Here is a 21,318-nt window from a genome sequence, read left to right as displayed (position 1 = left end):
GAAAGTCCTTTGTATCATGTGAATGACGTTCAGTTCTGGAATGACCTTACATACGTTAAAGACGATGATCAAGTGATCCATGAGCAGGAGATTCTAAAAAGAATACTACAGATCGTAGAAGATTCAAGAAAATTCTTAGTCATTGACCTATTTCTTTTTAATCATTACACCCATGAAGGGGACACTTTTTCTCAAGTTGGCCGTACACTTGCTGATAAACTTATCACGCAGCAGGGAATACAACTGAACACCAAGCAGGATGCCGCTACGATGACGGATTGTCCCTCCGAACGCTGTTACCCAGAACCTAAAGAAACAAGAGCATCTGCCAATAGCAGACGCTCTTGTTTTTATAATAAAGGTGCTACTAACCTTGCTAACGATTCTAAGAAGCGTTCCCATAGCTTTCTTTTCTTAACTTGATCTGAACTCATCAGGCTAGTAGACAATAGATCCCGTTCGAAGTCTGCGACCATTCGATCCACGCTATCCGTATGAACAAGAAGCGCATTGACTTCAAAATTAAGGTTCAAGCTACGCATATCCATATTCGCAGTGCCTATCGTTGCTACTTCACCATCTACAATCAATAATTTCGAGTGAATAAATCCCTTTTCATACTCGTATATTTTCACACCTGCGCTAAGTAAAGATGGAAAATACGAATGTGACGCATAGAAAGGAAGCCATTTATCCGGTTTAGCTGGGAACAAAATACGCACGTCTAGTCCCGATAGTGCAGCCACTCGAATAGCCGTTAATATATCATCATCAGGAATAAAATATGGCGTTGCGAGCCATACTGTTTTTTCCGCTGAAGTAATCATGGAGAAGAATATATTTCTCAGTACACGTCGATCATTGTCTGGACCACTCGCAATCATTTGAACAACACCATCGCCTGCACTACTAAGCGTAGGGGACAAATACTCTTGATCGAGGATTCGCTCTCCCGTCATATACAGCCAGTCCTGCAAGAAAATAATCTGTAACGTTCGAACAGCTTCACCTTTAACTAACATATGGGTATCCCGCCAGTAACCATACGTCTTACTACGACTCAGATACTCGTCACCAACATTCAGTCCACCCATAAACCCTATATCCCCATCAATAACTACAATTTTACGATGGTTACGGAAATTGACACGACTAGAGAAGAAATTCGTCTTAACACTACCAAAAGCAACCAGCTTTACACCTGCATCGCTCATTTCTTTTAGGAACACTTTGGGGATCTGCATACTCCCCACCGCATCGAACATAAATCTTACCTTAACACCAGATTTAGCCTTGTTGATTAGAATTTGTTGAATTCTTGTTCCAATCTCATCGGCTCTAAAGATGTAATACTCCATATGTATATGGTGATTAGCTTTCTCAAGTTCCGTAATCAGATTGGAGAAAGTCTGTTCTCCGTTTGTAAGAATCGTTGTTTCCGTTGAAAAAGAAATATGCGTACGTGCCAACCTCTGAGATAATTTCAACAATTGTTGTTGACGAGTTGAGAACTTAGAGAGATCTTGATGTACTCTTAACTCTTTTTTCTCTAATCTTTCGTATATTTTCAAGTCTAGGAGTGCTTTTTTATCGTATTTCCGTCGATTGAAATAGTTCTGTCCGAATAAGAAGTAAAAAATTAGCCCTACAACAGGAACTAATGCCAGCAACAATATCCAAGATATCGTTGTAGAAGGATTTCGATTCTCCATAAAAATAATGAAGATTAATGAAATAATCGTTAGGGTAGAAAATAAACTTACAATCGTTCCCGCTGTTTTCCCTACAACACCGAAACCAAAATAATAAAATGCAAACACGATGGCTGAAATCAATATTACCTGCAATCCCCGTCTCATATTTTCCCTCACTTTTAATCTGCTCTATACTTCCATAAGCATTGTATCATTGTTGTATAACAGTACTATTGTACATGATTTACTCTAATCCTCCCATTCAATTTCAAAATATGACTTCTAAAATGCTATACTGATTCTTTCAATCGTTTTAAATTAGTGTTAAAAAAAATGCCGTAACGCTGATCCAGTCATCGTATGGATCATCTTACAATTCAAAGGCTAAAGGAGTGTCATCATGAATAGACAATGGCTGTATGTATTCATTGGGGGAATCATTGAAGTCGTCTGGGTTTCAGGATTAAAGCATTCAAATAACATGTGGGAATGGATAGGAACTGCTCTTGCTATTATGTTCAGCTTCATTCTTATTATTATGGCATCGACAAAATTACCCGTAGGAACAGTCTACGCCGTCTTCACAGGATTAGGGACTGGAGGAACAGTCTTAGCAGAAATGATTCTATTTGACGAACCCTTCCGATTGTCGAAAGTACTGCTTATTCTGTTATTACTATCTGGGGTTATCGGTCTAAAGCTAATTACAGATAAAGATATAACTTCTTCGAAGGAGGCGAATATCTAATGGCTTGGATTGCAATTATTATAGCTGGATTATGTGAAGTACTAGGCGTTATAGGAATCAAGGGCGTCACAGAACGTAAAGGACTTAAGGCATATTTGCTAATGGCCATTTCCTTTATAGGCAGCTTCTCCATGTTATCCTATGCTATGGCCTCTCTTTCTATGGGAACGGCTTATGCCGTATGGACAGGTATCGGAACCGTGGGCAGCACCATCGTGGGTATGACTCTATACAAAGAACCCAAGGAATTCAAAAGAATTCTATTTATTTCGATGATTCTAATTGCTGCCATAGGATTGAAACTGATATCTTAATTCACCATCGTGTGGGTATAAATCCTAGAGGTAAAGTTGTAACCCATTATGATTTATAATATAATCTGACTAACGAGTCACAATTAGAACTTGCAAGTTCTAGAAAGGAGTGAGTGTACATTGGCTGAGAAATCAGCGGACAAGAAAACCTACATTTTGAAGACTGCCTTACAACTATTCTCGACGCAAGGTATATCTTCAACCTCCATGCAAGAAATTGCGGAAGTATGTGAAATGTCTAAGGGAAGTCTATACCTACACTTCAAATCGAAAGACGAGTTGGAAGAGAGCATTTACTTATACTGTTTCCAACTCATTCGAGACAGTATTATACAGGTAGAACAGGATGGCCTTCTTTCTCCTAAAGAGCAACTACATAAACAAGTGGAAGTCCTCCTAAGTCATCTGATCGAGTTGCGTGAATTTGTGAAGAACCAGTTGATTGACGGTTCTGGTCCAAGTAAGAAACATCACTGTATGCAAGATGAGCAATTTAGAATGCTTCATTGGTTCAAAGTCAAACTTGAAACCATCTATGGTTCTGATGTAGAACCTTATACGGTCGACCTCATCTTATTCTTTGGTGGCATACTGGCATCCTATTTACGAATGTTGTTCATTCCTGGTCTTCCTATGAACATTCATAGAATGGCAAACCATATCGTTACTTTACTTGACGATATCACTCACAGCATGATCTCCAATCAATCTGCCCCCATGATTACTCCCGATGTACTGACACAATGGATCAATGAATTCAAAGACCAATCCATGATTCAACGGCATCCTCTTCAGATCTTCAAGGAAATGAAGGGTTACCTCAAGGCGAGTACACTGGATGAGAGTTCGTACAAAGACGCTCTGGAGTCTATACATATTCTAGAGAAAGAAATTGTGGATGTTCACCCTCGGAGGGCTATTCTATTGGGTATGATAAGTAATTTAAATCAAATACCTGAGCTAAAAGTGTTAAATGACGAGCTTAAGGAGATTATTTCATTATATTCCGTAACGACGTGAAATCTCATGTCTATTCAAAATTATTAAGAAGTATAGAGAGAGGAGCAGGACCATATTTATGAAAAGTATTATAAATTTCTCATTGAATAACAAATTTGCGATCTGGATTCTAACCATTATTGTTACTGCTGCGGGACTATTTGCTGGAGTCTCTATGAAGCAAGAGACGATTCCTAATATTAGTATTCCATTCCTTAACGTTATTGCCGTGTATCCAGGCGCAGCTCCTGAAGGTGTCGTTGAAGATATCACCCTTCCCCTTGAGCAACGTCTAAGCAATATAGATGGCGTCAAGATGGTCACTTCTACTTCCATGGAGAACGCAGCCTCTATTGCGATGGAGTTCGATTATGGTACGGACTTAGATCAAGCAACTGCCGCTGTCCGTGAGGCCCTAAATGAGGTCAATTTACCAGAAGACGCACAAAAACCTACGATTTCCAAATTCAGTTTAAACTCTTTTCCAGTTATTTCACTAAGTGCTTCAAACAATCAAGCTAAAGATTTAGAAGAACTAACCAAGGTTATTGAGAATCAGCTTAAACCTGAGTTAGAGAAGCTTGAAGGTGTAGCTTCCGTTAGTATATCTGGGCAATATGTTAAAGAAGTTCAATTGAAATTTAATGAGTCCAAAATGGCAGAATTGGGCCTAAGCCAAGATACGGTACAAGGTATCGTACAAGGTTCCTCCCTTCGTGTACCTCTGGGATTGTTTAATTTAGATGAATCCGAGAAAGCTGTTGTGGTGGATGGAAATATTATTTCACTGGATGATCTGAAGAGACTAGCTATTCCCGTTATTCCGAGTGCAACGAATGTAGCGCCAACTCCCCCTACAGGTGCTGGTGTCGAGATGCTGCAACCGGGTACACCTATGGGTATTCCGACGATAAGACTTGGCGAAATTGCTGATATTCAAGTCATTGGTAAGGCAGAATCGATCTCACGTACTGATGGTGCTGAATCGATCGGTATTTCAATTGTAAAAGACAACGACGCGAATACAGTCGATGTCGTAAACGTTGTAAAGGATAAAATTAACGATCTAGAAAAAAGCTATACTGGTTTGGAACTAACGACTCTACTCGATCAGGGTCAACCTATCGAGGATTCCGTAAATACCATGCTAAGCAAAGCTGTCTTTGGTGCCTTGTTCGCAGTCATCATTATTCTGATCTTTCTTCGTAATATTCGTTCAACCATTATATCCATTATCTCGATCCCGCTTTCTCTGTTAGCAGCTGTTCTTATCCTGTGGCGGTTAGATATTACGCTAAATATGATGACTCTAGGTGCTATGACCGTTGCTATCGGTCGGGTTATTGATGACTCCATTGTCGTCATTGAGAATATTTACAGAAGACTAACTGACAGTGATGAGCTATTAAGTGGTCGTGAACTCGTCCGTGAAGCAACTCGGGAGATGTTCGTTCCGATCATGTCTTCTACGATCGTAACGATTGCCGTGTTCCTTCCTCTTGCTTTTGTAAGTGGTATGGTTGGTGAGCTATTCTTACCTTTCGCTCTGACGATGGTATTCGCTCTCCTTGCTTCACTCGTTATTGCCATTACGATTGTTCCTATGCTTGCACATACGCTATTCAAAAAAGGAATCAATAAAAAACGGCACACTAGCAAAGAGGAAATCGGTAAGCTATCTAAAGGATACCAACGTATTCTGAACTGGTGTCTATCCCATAAAGCCATTACTTTCGGATCAGCTGTTATCCTTCTTGTGGGAAGCCTATTGTTATATCCATTGATCGGCACTAGCTTCATGCCAGAACAAAAGGATAAGTTCACCTTGCTGACCTATACACCTGAACCAGGAGATCAATTAGAAGTTGTTGAGAAACGTGCCCTTGACGCTGAGAAATTCCTCCTTAAACAAAACGGGTTAGAGAAAATGCAGTATTCCATTGGTGGCGCTAACCCAATGGGTGGCGCAAGTTCGTCGAACTCAGGTCTCTTCTACATTGAATATAATACGGATACTGAAAACTTCGAAGATATCCAAAAACAACTTGTCGAAGATCTGCAGAAACAAATTCCTGAAGGTAAGTGGGCCTCTATGGACATGACTGGTGGATTGGGTGGAAGCGGATTAAGTGTTAGTGTCTTTGGTGACAGCCTAGAAGATATCAAACCTATATCTGATGAAATTCTTAAGCTTGTGAATGAAGATACGACAAACTTCGAAAAAGGGAAGACAAGTCTATCTACTTCCTATGATCAATACACCATTGTTGCTGATCAAGAGAAATTAAGTTCACTTGGTCTTACCGCTGGGCAGATTGCCATGAAGCTAAGTCCAGTTCGTGAACGTCCAGTTCTAACTGAAATTGAAGTCGATAACAAAACCTATAAAGTTTATATCGAAACGGACAGTTCCACCTATAAGAGTATTAATGAGATCGCAGATGAGAAAATCATGTCTCCTCTGGGTATGGAAGTTGCCATTAAAGATGTAGCTAAGGTGGAAAGGGGAACTTCTCCAAACTCCATTACACGCACTGACGGTAAGATGGTCGTATCCGTTACAGCTAACATCGTGGCCACGAATGTTGGTGAAGCTTCTACAGACTTAGAAGCTAAAATCAACAAGATCGAGAAGCCGGATGGAATTGAAATTAAATTCGGTGGTACGACAGAACAAATTAACGATACGTTTACGCAACTAGGTCTTGCAATGGCTGCTGCAATTGCTGTTGTATACTTTGTACTCGTGGTTACCTTTGGTGGAGGCCTTGCACCGTTTGCAATCCTCTTCTCATTACCATTCACAATCATTGGTGCCCTTGTCGGACTACTGCTTGCGAAAGAAACACTGAACGTGTCCTCATTAATGGGTGCATTGATGCTAATCGGGATCGTTGTAACCAATGCAATTGTCCTTATTCACCGCGTTATTCATAATGAACAGGAAGGTTTATCTACACGTGATGCATTGCTTGAAGCAGGTGCAACTCGCCTTCGTCCAATTCTAATGACCGCACTTGCTACCATTGGTGCATTGCTTCCACTGGTGACTGGACTAGAGGACAGTGCTGGGATCATTTCACGCGGTCTCGGAATTACCGTGATTGGCGGTCTGATCAGCTCCACATTACTAACACTAGTTATCGTACCGGTTGTGTATGAGTTTCTAATGAAATTTAGAAAATCGAAATTACAGGACTAAGTCAGTTGATTTCACAACTCTAGCATTATAAAAGGACATATTCCCTTTCCTTATGGAATGGAGGATATGTCCTTTTGGGTATGTAAACAATTCAGTGTGCTTCTGCTTAGGCAATATGCGATAATTCATGACAATTAGACAATTCATTTATTAGAAGGAGCCTTAACCTATGATTACTACGGTAACTTTAAATACAGCGTTAGATATTACGTATACCATCCCTCAGTTCCAAGTCAATCAGTTACATCACATGAGTGCATACCTAACCTTTCCTGGAGGCAAAGGCGTGAATGTTGCTCGTGTATTGAAGACCTTAGGCGAATCCGTTATAGCAACTGGTTACGTGGCAGGATTCCAAGGAGGAGCCCTGCTTGCAGGTCTGAAGGAAGAAGCCATCCCATCCGATTTCATCATGCTTCAGAATGGAGAATCCAGACGGGCCATCACCATTCTTGATCCCTCTCAAGGTACAAGTACCGAACTTGTAGAGGAGGGTCCTACCACTACAGAGACCGAGATCCAGGAGCTTCGCCTCAAGGTGGAATCATTAGCTAAAGACTCCGATTGGATGTTATTCTGCGGTAGCTTGCCCCTAGGTTGTCCAGCTTGGATCTATGCAGAGCTTACCGAAATTGCTCATCATCAAGGCGCAAAGGTAGGGTTAGATACTCGTGGAGATGCTCTACGAGAAGGACTTCTTGGTAAACCTGATCTAGTTAAGCCTAATGAGCATGAATTAGCAGATCTTGCAGGGATCCGATCCGACGATGATGAGGCAACGCTTAAGGAAATATCATCTTTAGTGGACGACAATACCCAGCTTGTAGTCGTATCCCAAGGTGAGCGTGGGGCACTCGCATGCCACACTGGTAACCTCTACCGAATTTGCATTCCTCAAGTTGCGGCTATTAATCCTGTGGGTAGTGGAGACTCTATGATGGCAGGGCTTATAACTGCACTTCATAGAGGGCATGACATCACTGATGCCCTTAGGCTAGGCGCGGCTTGCGGAACAGTCAACACGTTACACAAAGCTGCGGGAAAAGTAACCTTAACGGAAATAGACACCATTCTTAAAGAGATTCAAATCATCCCCATCTAACAAGTTACCTAAACAAAAAAAGCCGACTCCTGACTACTCTTAAAGGGAATCAGCTCAAGGGCTATTATGAAAATAATAATCATTACTTATTAATCAAGAGTAGCTCGCCATGAACGTAACATTTCAATATCGTAGGGGAGAAACTCTTTTAAAACACACCCTATAGCTCTATACATAGGCGTTCTTGATTGGGTATATAACTCATCAGCTAAGCTTGGAATCCATTGTGTTAAATGTTGCTCTAAGAACTGAATCTGAGAGTCAATGAGCGCCTGTTGGAAAGTACGTAACCGTCTGTCATCTAACATACGATCAGCCAGAACAGCCATATATTCAAGCTCAATGGAGATATGATCATCTTGTTCAAGCTGTAATTTATTAAAGACAATACCTGATTGTGCATACATATTACGAATATCCGTTGTACAATCAACGCTATTCTTATTTAACTTACATCGATAATCGCTCTCACAAAGCGAAGGAAGAACCGGCCGAACACTATCGAATAGACGATGATATTCTTCTTTTTCCATTTCACAAATCTCTGTGTATTGTTCAGGCGTGATACTCGACATATAGTTCTTAAGAACTCTTCCGCCTGCTGTTAATATAGCTTCCTCTCTTATAACCATGTGTTGACGCCACTGAGCAATCATCGATAGGCTTGGTGGATTTCCTAGAAAATCAATAAGTAACTGGTACACCAAGCCCCTTCCTTGCTTCCAACGTATACATTCTTCTGAATCTCTAACCATTTCGAGAGACGTTACCATACGTTTATCCTCCTTTTATGTCATGTTATTAAGAAGAACCAAATGATTGGTCCGTAAAGATAGCGCTTTCTTGTATACAAGATTACATTAAAAATTAAATAATTCATGTGATGTAATTCATAAAGATAAGCAAAATACAAAACAATTTGTGTTAAAAATAAAAGTGTTTATGATTCTAATGAAAGCGCTTATTATAATGATGAGTACTATTACTCCTCTGTTGTCCTATGGGGTTCTTCTCTGGTATATTGTCATAACGAGGTCCACCAAGATAGTAGTAATATTTCCCTATATTGAACATGCTATGCAGATAACATATATGGAAATTTGCTGGTTTGAATCCCTTTTCAACACATGATAAAGTGAAATAGTTAGCGTGATTAGCCACACAGTAATGATCATTGGCGATTTACATTCAAGTCAGAGAGGAGTGTCGATATTGCGTGAATCTTTAAAGATCAATTCTTCTTTAACATCTCTTAAATTATTTAATTTCCTCATATATGGCACCATGGTCATTTTCACAAGTTTTTTTCAACTATACCTACAAGATGCAGGTATGCAGAAGTTTGAGATCGGAACTCTGATGGCTATTGGACCCTTCATCTCCTTATTTGCCAATCCGTTTTGGAGACACTGGAGTGACCGTTTACTCAATATGCGACGTATTCTCATCATCATGATGAGTGGAGCGCTAATCTTCGTACAGTTCGTCTTTCATGCCGATACATATGCAATGGTCTATTTCGTAATGATATGTTTCTTTTTCTTTCAAGCACCTATCTTTTCTCAAAGTAACAGTCTTATTATTGGCTATATTCAAGATACACCCTACAAATTTGGTTCCTTTCGCTTATGGGGCTCTATTGGTTGGGGGATTACAGCCATTGCTGCAGGGCAAGTTCTTGATTGGACAGGTATATCCAATGTATCGACATTACTTACGACTCTTCTGATCTTAACCATAGGAGCGGTCGTCATTCTCCCTCCTCTGAAACGTTCTTCTGAAACACCCATTTTGTATTTCAGAGGGTTTTCCGGTATTCTGACCAATCGATACTTCCTTACCTTTATTCTCATGGGTCTTCTGGTATCTATTCCTAACGCAATGAATAACACATTTATGTCATTGTATATAACGGAACTTGGAGGATCTAGAAGAATGATTGGGCTAGCCGTATTCCTCTCATCTTTCTTAGAAGTAGTCGTGTTCTCCTTGTTTAGTCGGTACATGAAACGTAAAATTTCATGGATGATGGGCTGTCTCGCCCTAGTGAGTCTGCTATTCGGTTTTCGTTGGCTTCTGATGGCTAATGCTACACTTCCACTGGAAGTCGCGGCTATTCAGGTATTACACTGCATTACCTTTGGAGGATTCTTCTACGTTGGGACCCAGCTAACGTCATTATTGTTACCTCGTCCATATCGTGCAACAGGCCAAGCCGTATACACACTTACCTGGAGTGGCCTCTCTGGCGTCATTGGTGCATTTATTGGGGGCTGGCTCTTCCAAAGCTTTGGTGCAGATTTGATGTATAGCACAGGGATGTTATTTTCCTTAATAGGGGCTGCTGGGTTTGGATGGATGTGGTATCTCATTCTTAAGCAGGGTTATAAACTTCCGCTCCCAAAAAGTGAAAAGGAGCCTGAAGTATATCTGGATGAATAAAATAAGGAGGGTGTCCCAAAAGTCATGAAAATGGCTAGGGACACCCTCTTTGTATTTACAATTTAAATGAACTTTTAAGTGACACGATCCGGTTAAATACTGGATGCCCCGGTGTAGAATATTTGGAGTCTACATTAAAATACCCGTGACGGAAAAATTGGAACTTATCCTGTGGAGCTACATCTTTCATCCCCGGTTCTATATATCCATGCAAAATCTCCAAGGAATTCGGATTGATCTGATCAAGGAACGTCTTCTCTTCTGCTCCTTCAACCTCTCCATCAGACTCTTCAGGCATAATAAGAGGCTCATACAGTCGGAATTCAGCCGGAACGGCTTGGCTTGCATCAATCCAATGGATTGTACCCTTCACTTTACGACCGGTAAAACCACTACCACTCTTCGTCTCAGGATCATAAGTACAATGAATCTCCACAACGTGACCTTCTTCATCCTTGATAACATCATTACATTTAATGAAATAAGCATTCTTCAAACGCACTTCATTACCAGGGAATAGTCGGAAATATTTATTTGGAGGATTCTCCATGAAATCATCTTGCTCAATATATATTTCACGAGAGAATGGCACTTGGCGAGTACCCATCTCTGGATTCTCAATATTATTCTCGACATCAAACCATTCATTCTGGCCCTCTGGATAATTGGTAATGACCACTTTAAGTGGATTCAATACCGCCATCGTACGAAGAGCCTTCAACTTCAGATCTTCACGGATAAAGTGCTCCAGCATTTGTCGATCTACGACACCTTGGCTCTTAGAAATACCCGTCTCATAGATGAAGTTCCGAATAGACTCTGGTGTATAACCCAGTCGACGAAGACCCGAGATTGTTGGCATACGTGGATCATCCCATCCATCAACATGCTTCTCATCAACAAGCAACTTCAATTTTCTCTTACTTGTTAACGTCTGGTCAAGATTTAGACGACCGAACTCATATTGGTGAGGAACATTCGGCATTTCGCATTCCGCTACCACCCAATCATAGAAAGGACGTTGATCTTCAAATTCTAATGAACATAACGAATGTGTTATACCCTCAATTGCATCCTCTATTGGATGAGCAAAGGCATACATAGGGTAGATACACCATTTATCGCCCGTATTATGATGATGCGTGTGAGATATACGATAAATAACAGGATCACGTAAGTTAATATTAGGAGAAGCCATGTCAATCTTCGCACGCAATACTTTAGCTCCATCGCTATATTTACCAGCACGCATAGCTTCAAACATCTCCAGGTTCTCTTCCACGCTGCGTTCACGATATGGACTGTTACTGCCTGGTTCCTTCAAAGTACCTCGAGTCTCACGAATCTGATCCGCACTGAGATCATCGATATAGGCTTGACCTTTCTTAATTAACAATACTGCCCGGTTATACATTTCATCGAAATAATCCGAAGCGAAACGAAGTTCTTCCCATTCGAATCCGAGCCACTTCACATCTTCTTGAATGGACTTCACATACTCTGTATCTTCCTTAATCGGGTTGGTATCATCGAATCGTAGATTCGTCTTCCCGCCGAATTCATCTGCTAAAGTAAAGTTAATCCAGATGGCTCTAGCATGTCCGATATGTAAATAACCGTTAGGTTCTGGTGGAAAACGTGTCACGATTTCCTTTACTTTACCGGAATTCAGATCTTCCGTAATGACATTCTTAATAAAATTGGAGGGAGTGCTTGGGTTCTCCATTGCAATCAACCTTTCATTCTTGAGATATCTGTCTCATCTTTTATATTAATATCATGTGAATTAATTTCATAAATCTAACTGCATTATGAAACTGATTCATGTATGTTTACTTTATTACTTCATACAAATATACCTGTAAAATGCGGATAGTTCAATAACATCACATTTCTTCCAACCACCCTTGGAACCTTTCTCTAATGACAGTTGCCAGAACATCCAATTCTACCATGCGTTGCAACGTCTCTGAATTAATATCTTTATGACCCTTCGCGAGCATCTGTAATATTTCGAGTACCCTTACTTGTGCAGGATGGGACTCAAGCTTGCGAATTGTTGAAGTCGAGTTCATATACCCTGTCTGTAACACTCTGAAATAAAATCCACTGAAACCCGTCTCCAGAACTTGAGCAGGAAGCTCGGCTGCCCCATGCTTCTGTGAAAGTTTGAAACAAGGATATCTAGGCTGACTCACTTGTAGAATGGCCTCCCCTATTTGAAAGACATCCCCAATACACACTTCGGTTTCCAACATCCCTGTGACCGTTAGATTCTCTCCGAATGCTGCGTAATCTAAAGACTTTCCAAGATGGGACTCCCAATAAGGATAGTGTTCGAAGGGATATACGCAGACCGCTTTGTCACATCCCCCATGATTCACTAAATCGGCCTGTCCATCCCCGTCTATGTAATCTTTCCCTATAAAGACATTACCTTGTATAGGATGTTTATAAATACCTGTCTCTAGCTCTTTTCCTTTATAATCCACTGATATAGGCTTCCCTACATTAAGTGATTTCAACTGTTGCTCCACTCTAGGAACCCCCTCTTCCTCTGATAACAACCTATTTATTTATAACATACCCCCCTCTCCATCCGATAACAAGCTATTTATGTGTAACATCCCCCCGACTCAAAGCTGTGACTACCTGTAGAAACTTATGTTGCGTTGCCTTCGGACAGGGACTCATCTCCCCTCACCTCCATTAGTCAAATTCACTACCGAATGAGGTTGGCGCGGTAGAGGGTTATTAGTGTAATGGGACGAAATCAGGAATTCTAACCAGATTTCAGCGATGCTTACACTTATGCTATAATTTAATAAAGAACTTCTGTACTTTTACGAAAAATTGGATAAAGGGTGTATTGATCAACCATGTATGAGAATCAGAATGCTATGCACCACAAGCTGTTTATTATCGGCGCAGGTGCTGCAGGACTAATGGCTGCTGTTACTGCGCAGGATCAGGGTATCGATACTGCCATTCTGGAGAGCAACGACCGGATTGGAAAGAAGATATTAATGACAGGTGATGGCCGCTGTAACATTACGAATGAATCCACTGCGACGGGTACGGATGAAGCGGTCGTTCTATCACGCAAGTATCACAGCAATCAGACTAGATTTCCAATTACGGTACTGCAGCAATTTGGCATCCGTCAAACCATCGATTACTTCTCTATGCTTGGGCTTCCGCTTACAAGATTGAAGGATGGATTCATGTATCCAATGTCTCTGCAAGCTGCATCAGTGCTGGATATTTTTGAACTTGCGCTGGAGGAACGGAATGTTCCGGTATACCTCAAGAACAAAGTGTTGGATGTTACTGTTTCGAAGAATCATCCGCGCTTCACAATAAAGTGCCAAACGGAGACAGAGGAGCAGGTTGTTTATACTAGTGAATACCTGTTTCTGTGTACCGGTGGACTTGCTGGTCCGAATGCGGACAAAAATAGTCCTGGTTATATGCTTGTCGAACGTCTGGGGCACACCTTGGTTGAGCCTGTGCCAGCTATTGTGCAATTGAAGCTGCACTATCCGCATATGAAGGCGCTGTCCAATATCAAGCTTCAGGGACAAGCCCATATCATTGTAAACGGTAAAGTCATCCGTAGCGAAAAGGGTGAAATTGCATTCACGGATTATGGCATAGCAGGCCCGCTCATTCTCCAGCTAAGCAGGAAGGCTGCGTATCATCTCGCAAGAGGGGACGCTGTGAGCGTATCGGTTGATTTAATGCCGGGACGCACAGAGGAAGAGTTAGTTGAGTTTTTGGAAATGCACTGGGGGACCTTCGGACATCGGACGGTTACAGATTCTCTACTTGGCATCTTCCATAAGAAGTTGGTTCCTGTCTTGCTGAAGGAGGCTGGCATCGATCAACAGCCTGACTTGCTTTGCCAGGATCTTTCGAAGAAAACCAAAACAATATTTTGTCGAGTATTGAAGCGTTGGGAATTTAAAGTAACCGATACCAAAGGCTTCGAGAACGCGCAAGTAACAGCCGGCGGCATTGATACGACGGAGCTAATCGAGGGGACGCTGGAATCCAAGCTAGTACCTGGGCTTTATTTGGCTGGCGAGGTGATGGATGTAGACGGGGATTTCGGCGGCTATAACCTACAATGGGCATGGAGTTCCGGTTATGCGGCCGCGATGGCGCTTGCTAAGAAAATGTAATGAATTCAATAGGAAAAGGGATGCATCGATCAACCATGTATGAGAATCAGAATTCTAAGCACCACGAGTTGTTAATTATCGGTGCAGGCGCTGCAGGTATGATGGCTGCTCTTACTGCACGGGACCAAGGTATTGATACCGCAATTATTGAAAGCAATGACCGGATGGGGAAGAAGATATTAACGACGGGTAATGGGCGTTGTAACATTACGAACGAATCTACTGCGACGGGTACGGATGAAGCGGTCGCTTTATCGCACAAGTATCACAGCAATCAGGCTGGATTTCCATTGCCTGTTCTACAGCAATTTGGTGTGCGCCAGACGATTGAATTTTTCTCATCGCTCGGGCTTCCTCTTATACCCTTAGAGGATGGTCGGATGTATCCCATGTCGTTGCAAGCCGCATCCGTGCCGGGTGTTTTTCGCCTTGCTCTGGAGGATCGGAATGTTCCGATATATTTCAAGAATAAAGTGTTGGATGTTATCGTTTCGACGGAACATCCGCGCTTCACAGTTAAATGCCAAACAGAGACAGAGGAGCAAGTCGTTTATACCAGTGAATACCTGTTTTTATGTGCGGGTGGGCTTACTGCTCCGAAAACGGGAACGGATGGTTCCGGCTATACGCTTGTCCAACGTCTGGGACACACGCTTATCGATCCTGTGCCGGGCATTGTGCAATTGAAGTTAGATTATCCTCACTTGAAGGAACTGTCCGGTATTAAATTCGAGGGACATGCCCATATTATCGTAAACAATGAAGTCATCCGCACTGAATATGGCGAAATTCTCTTTACGGACTATGGCATCTCTGGCCCGCCAATACTCCAGCTAAGCAGGAAGGCTGCGTATAATCTTGGTAGAGGAGAATCTGTGACATTATCGGTTGAATTAATGCCGGGCCGCACGGAGGAAGAGATAGTTGAGTTTCTAGAAACGCACTGGGGGATCTTCGGACACAGGACTGTTGCGGATTCCTTTATCGGAATCATAAACAAGAAACTGATTCCTGTCCTGCTGAAAGAGGCAGGAATTGATCAACAGCTTCACCTGCTTTGTCAGGATCTATCGTGGAAAACCAAGAAAATATTGTATAGAATCATGAAGTCTTGGGAATTTAAAGTGACCGATACCAATAGCTTCACGAATGCGCAAACAACAGCTGGTGGCATCGATACAACTGAGCTAGTCGAAGGAACGTTGGAATCTAAGTTAGTACCTGGGCTCTATTTGGCAGGTGAGGTGATGGATGTAGATGGAGATTGCGGTGGTTATAACTTGCAATGGGCCTGGAGCTCCGGCTATGTCGCCGCGATGGCGCTTGGTGATCGACGACGTGCAGGCACCACGTAAGTAGATAGATGGTTGCTGACTCCTGGCACGTTTCGGTGGAATACTTGCATGCTTTGAACACACACGGTGGAGAATTGTGTTTGAACAGTCACGCCTCACCTCCATATGTTAAATCCACAACATGGAGCTTAAAGATAACTTCTACGTGCTTTTCATAGATGATTACCTTTTCCACATAGCTGCTGATGAGCTTCTTGATTTCAGGAAGATCACGGTTTGCGACTTGGGTTCCGAACTGAGAAAGCAGTTGTCGCAGAGATTCCTCTGTGATGGCTGCTTTTTCTGTGTTGCCTCTGTTTGAAGTAAGCTGTACCTCTTCGCCTCCACAATTACATAAATTAGCATTTTGTCATATGACAAAACTAATGACAACACTCACTACTTGGCCGTCCTTGTCTATAGTATAGTAGTCCCGAAGGATTCTCTATGCGAAAGGACGAAAGAACATTGACAAGAATAAGTAGAAAATTAACGCTTATGGTTTTAATTATTCTTTTTACAACGGGTATAGTTCCGGGCAAGTTCGGCGCAGGCATGGGCGGCATATCGACCGTTGCAGCAGCTACAACTATCTCCAGTCAGGACGGGGTCGGATATAGCGGCTCCATTGCTGCGAATGAAGTGGTGGGGAACGCTTTTACGGGATACCAGGCTTGGCCTAGCGGAATTCCAAAGGGATCCAGTGCCTTTGTCGGCGGTGTCTATGATGGCACCAGTATATGGATGATACCTTACAATGCCAACGAAATACTCAAGGTTAATCCGTCCACCGGGGATATGACAGGATATAGAAATTGGCCCACAGGCTTTACTAAGGGGAGCAATGCATTTGCTGGAGGCGTTTATGACGGAACGAACATATGGCTCATTCCATATAGTGCAAATCAGGTCATCAAAGTTAACGCGACTACTGGTGTAATGACAGGGTATAGCAGTTGGCCAGGTGGATCGAAAGGAAGCGATCAATTTATTGGTGGTGCTTTTGACGGTACCAACATATGGCTCACCCCCTATTCGGGGAGTCGTTTGATCAAGTTGAATAAGACGACTGGAGCAATGACCAGCTATAATAGTTGGCCAAGCGGGACAAGACTTGGTAGTTATCCGTTTTATGGTTCTATTTTTGATGGCACTAGTTTATGGCTGATTCCGAATAATGCCGATCGTCTAATCAAGGTTGATCCGGCAAACGGGGATATGACTGGTTTCAACAATTGGCCTAGCGGGTTCACCAAAAGTGGAGATGCATTTTCGGGAGGCGTCTTCGATGGCACGAATATATGGCTGATCCCGAATAATGCTACTCATGTGGTTAAAGTCGATACGGCAACCGGAGACATGATCGGATACAATGGATGGCCTAGCGGATTTACAAAAGGGAGCGGCAGCTTTGCAGGTGGCGTGTATGATGGTACTAGTATTTGGCTCATTCCGAACAATGCCGATCGACTAATCAAGGTTGACTCGGCAACAGGTGAAATGACGGGATACAACAATTGGCCAAGTGGGTTTGCGCAACAAAACAGTGCGTTTCTTGGCGGTGTGTATGATGGGGAAAATGTTTGGATGATTCCGTTTATGGCTGACCGTCTTATGAAGTTTGGGTATAGTACCGAATTGAGTGGACTTACGCTGAGTAGCGGTACATCATCACCAGCATTTAGCTCGGCAACAACAAGCTACATGGCCAGTGTTGGTAATGAAGTGACGAGCATAGATATAACGCCAACGACAGCGGATGCCACGGCAACGGTGACGGTGAACGGTTCGGCCGTCGCGAGTGGACAGGCGAATGCAACGGCGCTGAACGTTGGGGACAATACGATTACAGTAATCGTTACATCAGGTGATGGCAATACGCGAACGTATACCGTCACGATAACCCGGGCGGCGTCATCCAACGTTGATTTGAGCGGACTGACGCTCGGCGCAGGAATGTTATCACCAGCATTTAGCTCGGCAACAACAAGCTACATGGCCAGTGTTGGTAATGAAGTGACGAGCATAGATATAACGCCAACGACAGCGGATGCAACGGCCACGATGACGGTGAATGGTTCGGCCGTCGCGAGTGGGCAAGCGAATGCAACGGCGCTGAACGTTGGGGATAATACGATCACTGTTCAGGTCACCGCAAAAGACGGCACCACGAAGAAAAGCTACGCCGTCACGGTAACGCGGGCGACATATGGTAGTGCTGACTTGAGCTCACTGACGTTGAGTGCGGGCATATTATCGCCGACATTCAATGCGGTGACGACAAGCTACACGGCAAGCGTCGGTAGCGAAGTGGCGAGTCTCGACGTCACGCCGACGGTGGAGGACGCCGATGCCACGATGACGGTGAATGGTTCGGCCGCCGCGAGTGGGCAAGCGAATGCAACGACGCTGAACGTTGGGGACAATACGGTCACGGTTCAGGTCACCGCGAAAGACGGCACCACGAAGAAAGGCTACGCCGTCACGGTAACGCGGGCGACATACGCTAGGCGCCAACTTGAGCGGACTGACGCTGAGTGCGGGCATACTATCGCCGACATTCAATGCGGCGACGACGAGCTACACGGCAAGCGTCGGTAGCGAAGTGGCGAGTCTCGACGTCACGCCGACGGTGGAGGACGCCGATGCCACGATGACGGTGAATGGTTCGGCCTTCGCGAGTGGGCAAGCGAAAGCAACGGCGCTGAACGTTGGGGACAATACGATCACGGTTCAGGTCACCGCGAAAGACGGCACCACGAAGAAAAGCTACGCGGTCACGGTAACACGGGCGAATAACGCCGATAACGGCAATAACGGCAATAACGGCAATAATAGTGATAACAGCAACAACGGCGGGACTCAAAGTACAATCAACACGGACACGTATACGGCAATCTTAATCAACGGCAAAGTGATGAACGCTGGAACGTTAACAACTTCACGAAGGAATGAGCAAACGGTCACTACCATAACCGTCGATTCGAGCAAGCTCGTTGAGATGCTGAAACTGGGTGGTGAACGCTCCGTTGTGACGATCCCATTCAACAACCCTGCCGATGTTTTGATAGGTGAGGTAAACGGCCTTATGATTAAAATGATGGAAGAAATCCATGCGGATCTGGAAATCAAGTCGGAAAAAGCCAGCTACAAGATTCCAGCTCAGCAAATCAATATCGATGCCATTTTGCGACAAGCTGGAACGTCTGTGGCGCTTAGAGACATTACAATTCAGGTGGAAATAGCCTCACCTACTACGGAGAACGTCAAGTTCGTTGAAGATTCGGCGAGAAATTCGAACATTACCCTTATCGTTCCGCCGCTTAATTTTACCGTGAGAGCCATCTATGGCAGTCAACAGGTGGAAGTAGCGAAGTTTAACACTTTCATCGAACGTACGATTGCTCTACCGGATAACTTCGATCCGAGTCGAATTACGACAGGTGTAGTTATCGATGCGAATGGTACGATTCATCATATGCCTACAAAGGTTATTCAACAAGAGGGTAAATATTTCGCAATCATCAATAGCTTATCCAACAGTACTTATTCGGTAATATGGAGCCAAGTGGAATTTAGCGATGTCGCCCATCATTGGGGCAAACAAGCGATTAACGACATGGGCTCGCGGTTGGTCGTGCAAGGTACGGCAGAGGGTTTCTTCAGCCCTGACAAACCGATTACTCGTGCCGAATTTGCGGCAATTGTCGTACGCGGACTGGGATTAAAGCCAAAAAACGACGCCACAGGCTTTGTGGATGTGAAAGCCTCGGATTGGTATAGCGACGCAGTTTGGACTGCGAAACAGTATCAATTAATCAGCGGATTTGAAGACGGCAGCTTCCGACCGATGGAGATGGTTACACGCGAGCAAGCAATGACGATAATCTCTAAGGCGATGACGCTTACCGGGTTAAAGGATCGGCTTCCGGTTCAAGACGCGATCGTAACGCTTCGACCATTCGCGGATGGCGGACAGGTAGCCTCGTGGGCGCAAAGCGACGTAGCGGCTTGCATCCTGGCGGAGATCATCACAGGTAGAAGCGATGCTACCATTGCGGCGAAGGTAAGCGTCACAAGAGCGGAAGTAACGATCATGTTACAACAATTATTGAAGAAGTCTGACCTGATTTGAAGGGAGAATTAACGAATATAGAGAATTATTCAATTTGATTCTAATCACTTAAGCTACCTCCCTAAACATCCTAAAGTGATGCGGTGGCGAATTGTAGATTTGCTAAGCCTCGGTTCGCCTCCATATGTAAGACAAAAAAGGTCGCTCATATCCTTTAACCGATAAGCGACCTTTTTTTGTTGTGGACTCATATTTTTCGAAAAAGTAGACCTCTTTAACCATACGACTTATTTTATATCATGACGGTATGACCCTTTAGTCATTCTATGATGATAAATTCCTCTCATACACGAGCCAAGACCACACTCTAATAAGAACCACGTATACTAAATATAGAATAAGTACCAACTTCATGATTTCAGGAATATTTAAAAAGAATGCAACAATCGTTAGGATCGCGGTAAAAATAAGAGATAACTTATTCGTTTTGGAGTTAATAGGTCCACTTATAAGTAATCCTGATAGCCCTTTAGCATTTGCCTCGTAACACTTGGTATGATGCGGCTCAATTCCCACTATACCTTTAAGTACCACGACTAGCTCGTCACGATCCTCAACAGGTTTAGCACAACGTTGACAGTGTACTTCTTTACTCATATCCAACCTCCCCTCCTAAAGTATTATATAGGCTTCACATGAGCACTCTTCAATTTAAAAAGTATCCCATCAAAACATCATCTATATATCGTCCATTAACAAAGAATTCATTAACAAGACGACCTTCGATAACAAATCCACATCTCTCGTAGAATCTTATAGCCGTGGGATTAGTAGAAAGAACGCGTAAGCTCAACTTCTCCTTGCCTTGTTCCGTTGCCCACGCCTTCATCGTCTCCATCAGTCTTGTTCCGATTCCCTCATGCTGATATTGTGGATGAACGGCAATATTGATCTCATACACATGGTGATTGGTTCTGATCATCGTGGGATATCGAAACCCAACATACCCACATATTTGTTCATCAATGAGAGCTACTAACTGCGAACCTGGTTGACAATGCCGTAGGAAATCTTCTCGAGAAGTCCAATTTAAAGGTTCAGGAGCACTATGATCATCCCATACAATCGCGTCTAAATCCATGATCTGTTGGGCATCTTTCATTTCAGATAGACGGATGGTAAGTGTTCGTTGATTTATCTTCATTTCCTGCACCCCTTTTTCAA

Annotated in this window: 17 protein-coding genes; 11 read left to right on the top strand and 6 right to left on the bottom strand. The window is 43.1% G+C overall.

The genetic code is table 11. The features are described 5' to 3' along the window. Window positions 1-18 precede the first annotated feature (18 nt). Window positions 19-423: a hypothetical protein gene (locus AC1D7X_RS15345; RefSeq protein ID WP_495475551.1), complete on the top strand. Its 405-nt coding sequence runs from the start codon at window positions 19-21 to the stop codon at window positions 421-423. Here the strand turns inward: AC1D7X_RS15345 and cls are convergent. Next, entirely contained in the window at window positions 351-1,859 is a 1,509-nt protein-coding gene (gene cls, locus AC1D7X_RS15340) for a cardiolipin synthase (RefSeq protein WP_495475550.1), read from the bottom strand. The two genes, AC1D7X_RS15345 and cls, sit on opposite strands and share 73 nt — an antisense overlap. A gap of 235 nt (window positions 1,860-2,094) precedes the next feature. Between cls and AC1D7X_RS15335 the strand changes: the two genes are divergently transcribed. From AC1D7X_RS15335 to AC1D7X_RS15315, 5 genes are all read left to right on the top strand, one after another. Next, window positions 2,095-2,442, top strand: coding sequence for a DMT family transporter (locus AC1D7X_RS15335; protein ID WP_495475549.1), 348 nt, complete (start codon window positions 2,095-2,097; stop codon window positions 2,440-2,442). After that, a complete protein-coding gene (locus AC1D7X_RS15330; protein ID WP_495456764.1) occupies window positions 2,442-2,756 on the top strand; it encodes a DMT family transporter in 315 nt (104 codons plus the stop codon). The genes AC1D7X_RS15335 and AC1D7X_RS15330 overlap by 1 nt, the downstream gene beginning before the upstream one ends. 120 nt (window positions 2,757-2,876) lie before the next feature. Next, a complete protein-coding gene (locus tag AC1D7X_RS15325) occupies window positions 2,877-3,776 on the top strand; it encodes a TetR/AcrR family transcriptional regulator (RefSeq protein ID WP_495456765.1) in 900 nt (299 codons plus the stop codon). A 58-nt stretch (window positions 3,777-3,834) separates the two neighbouring features. After that, the gene (locus AC1D7X_RS15320) at window positions 3,835-6,957 is read left to right on the top strand and encodes an efflux RND transporter permease subunit (RefSeq protein WP_495475548.1); all 3,123 of its coding nucleotides are present in this window, start codon (window positions 3,835-3,837) and stop codon (window positions 6,955-6,957) included. A 169-nt stretch (window positions 6,958-7,126) separates the two neighbouring features. After that, entirely contained in the window at window positions 7,127-8,059 is a 933-nt protein-coding gene (locus tag AC1D7X_RS15315) for a 1-phosphofructokinase family hexose kinase (protein WP_495475547.1), read from the top strand. A gap of 89 nt (window positions 8,060-8,148) precedes the next feature. On the opposite strand, the gene AC1D7X_RS15310 is transcribed toward AC1D7X_RS15315, so the two are convergent. Continuing rightward, entirely contained in the window at window positions 8,149-8,832 is a 684-nt protein-coding gene (locus AC1D7X_RS15310) for a TorD/DmsD family molecular chaperone (RefSeq protein WP_495456768.1), read from the bottom strand. 430 nt (window positions 8,833-9,262) lie between these two features. On the opposite strand from AC1D7X_RS15310, the gene AC1D7X_RS15305 reads away from it, so the two are divergent. Next, window positions 9,263-10,501, top strand: coding sequence for an MFS transporter (locus AC1D7X_RS15305; protein ID WP_495456769.1), 1,239 nt, complete (start codon window positions 9,263-9,265; stop codon window positions 10,499-10,501). Between the two features lie 55 nt (window positions 10,502-10,556). Here AC1D7X_RS15305 and AC1D7X_RS15300 read toward each other — a convergent pair whose 3' ends face one another. Together AC1D7X_RS15300 and AC1D7X_RS15295 are read right to left on the bottom strand one after the other, a co-directional pair. Continuing rightward, on the bottom strand, window positions 10,557-12,227 hold the full coding sequence (locus AC1D7X_RS15300; RefSeq protein WP_495456770.1) for a glutamine--tRNA ligase/YqeY domain fusion protein: 1,671 nt from the start codon (window positions 12,225-12,227) through the stop codon (window positions 10,557-10,559). A gap of 160 nt (window positions 12,228-12,387) precedes the next feature. After that, complete coding sequence (locus AC1D7X_RS15295; protein ID WP_495475546.1) at window positions 12,388-13,038, bottom strand: MOSC domain-containing protein; 651 nt, start codon at window positions 13,036-13,038, stop codon at window positions 12,388-12,390. A 342-nt stretch (window positions 13,039-13,380) separates the two neighbouring features. Between AC1D7X_RS15295 and AC1D7X_RS15290 the strand changes: the two genes are divergently transcribed. The 4 genes from AC1D7X_RS15290 to AC1D7X_RS15275 all read left to right on the top strand — a co-directional run bounded on the left by AC1D7X_RS15290 (window position 13,381) and on the right by AC1D7X_RS15275 (window position 20,154). Next, window positions 13,381-14,685 carry an aminoacetone oxidase family FAD-binding enzyme gene (locus AC1D7X_RS15290; RefSeq protein WP_495475545.1) on the top strand — a complete coding sequence of 435 codons (1,305 nt, stop codon included), beginning with the start codon at window positions 13,381-13,383 and terminating at the stop codon, window positions 14,683-14,685. Between the two features lie 35 nt (window positions 14,686-14,720). Next, window positions 14,721-16,040: a BaiN/RdsA family NAD(P)/FAD-dependent oxidoreductase gene (locus tag AC1D7X_RS15285; RefSeq protein WP_495475544.1), complete on the top strand. Its 1,320-nt coding sequence runs from the start codon at window positions 14,721-14,723 to the stop codon at window positions 16,038-16,040. A 426-nt stretch (window positions 16,041-16,466) separates the two neighbouring features. Beyond that, window positions 16,467-18,620 (top strand): cadherin-like beta sandwich domain-containing protein, encoded by a 2,154-nt coding sequence (locus tag AC1D7X_RS15280; RefSeq protein ID WP_495475543.1) that lies wholly within the window; start codon window positions 16,467-16,469, stop codon window positions 18,618-18,620. Next, complete coding sequence (locus tag AC1D7X_RS15275; protein ID WP_495475542.1) at window positions 18,538-20,154, top strand: S-layer homology domain-containing protein; 1,617 nt, start codon at window positions 18,538-18,540, stop codon at window positions 20,152-20,154. Before AC1D7X_RS15280 ends, AC1D7X_RS15275 begins: the two co-directional genes overlap by 83 nt. A 264-nt stretch (window positions 20,155-20,418) precedes the next feature. Here the strand turns inward: AC1D7X_RS15275 and AC1D7X_RS15270 are convergent, their stop codons facing one another. Both AC1D7X_RS15270 and AC1D7X_RS15265 read right to left on the bottom strand, forming a co-directional pair. Next, a complete protein-coding gene (locus AC1D7X_RS15270; protein WP_495456776.1) occupies window positions 20,419-20,751 on the bottom strand; it encodes a hypothetical protein in 333 nt (110 codons plus the stop codon). A 49-nt stretch (window positions 20,752-20,800) separates the two neighbouring features. Beyond that, window positions 20,801-21,298 (bottom strand): GNAT family N-acetyltransferase, encoded by a 498-nt coding sequence (locus AC1D7X_RS15265; protein ID WP_495456777.1) that lies wholly within the window; start codon window positions 21,296-21,298, stop codon window positions 20,801-20,803. Window positions 21,299-21,318: the final 20 nt, after the last annotated feature.

The organism is Paenibacillus sp. Y568, assembly GCF_059445545.1.
The sequence above is the reverse complement of the archived record's forward strand: the minus strand, read 5'-3'. Positions and strand labels throughout refer to the sequence as shown.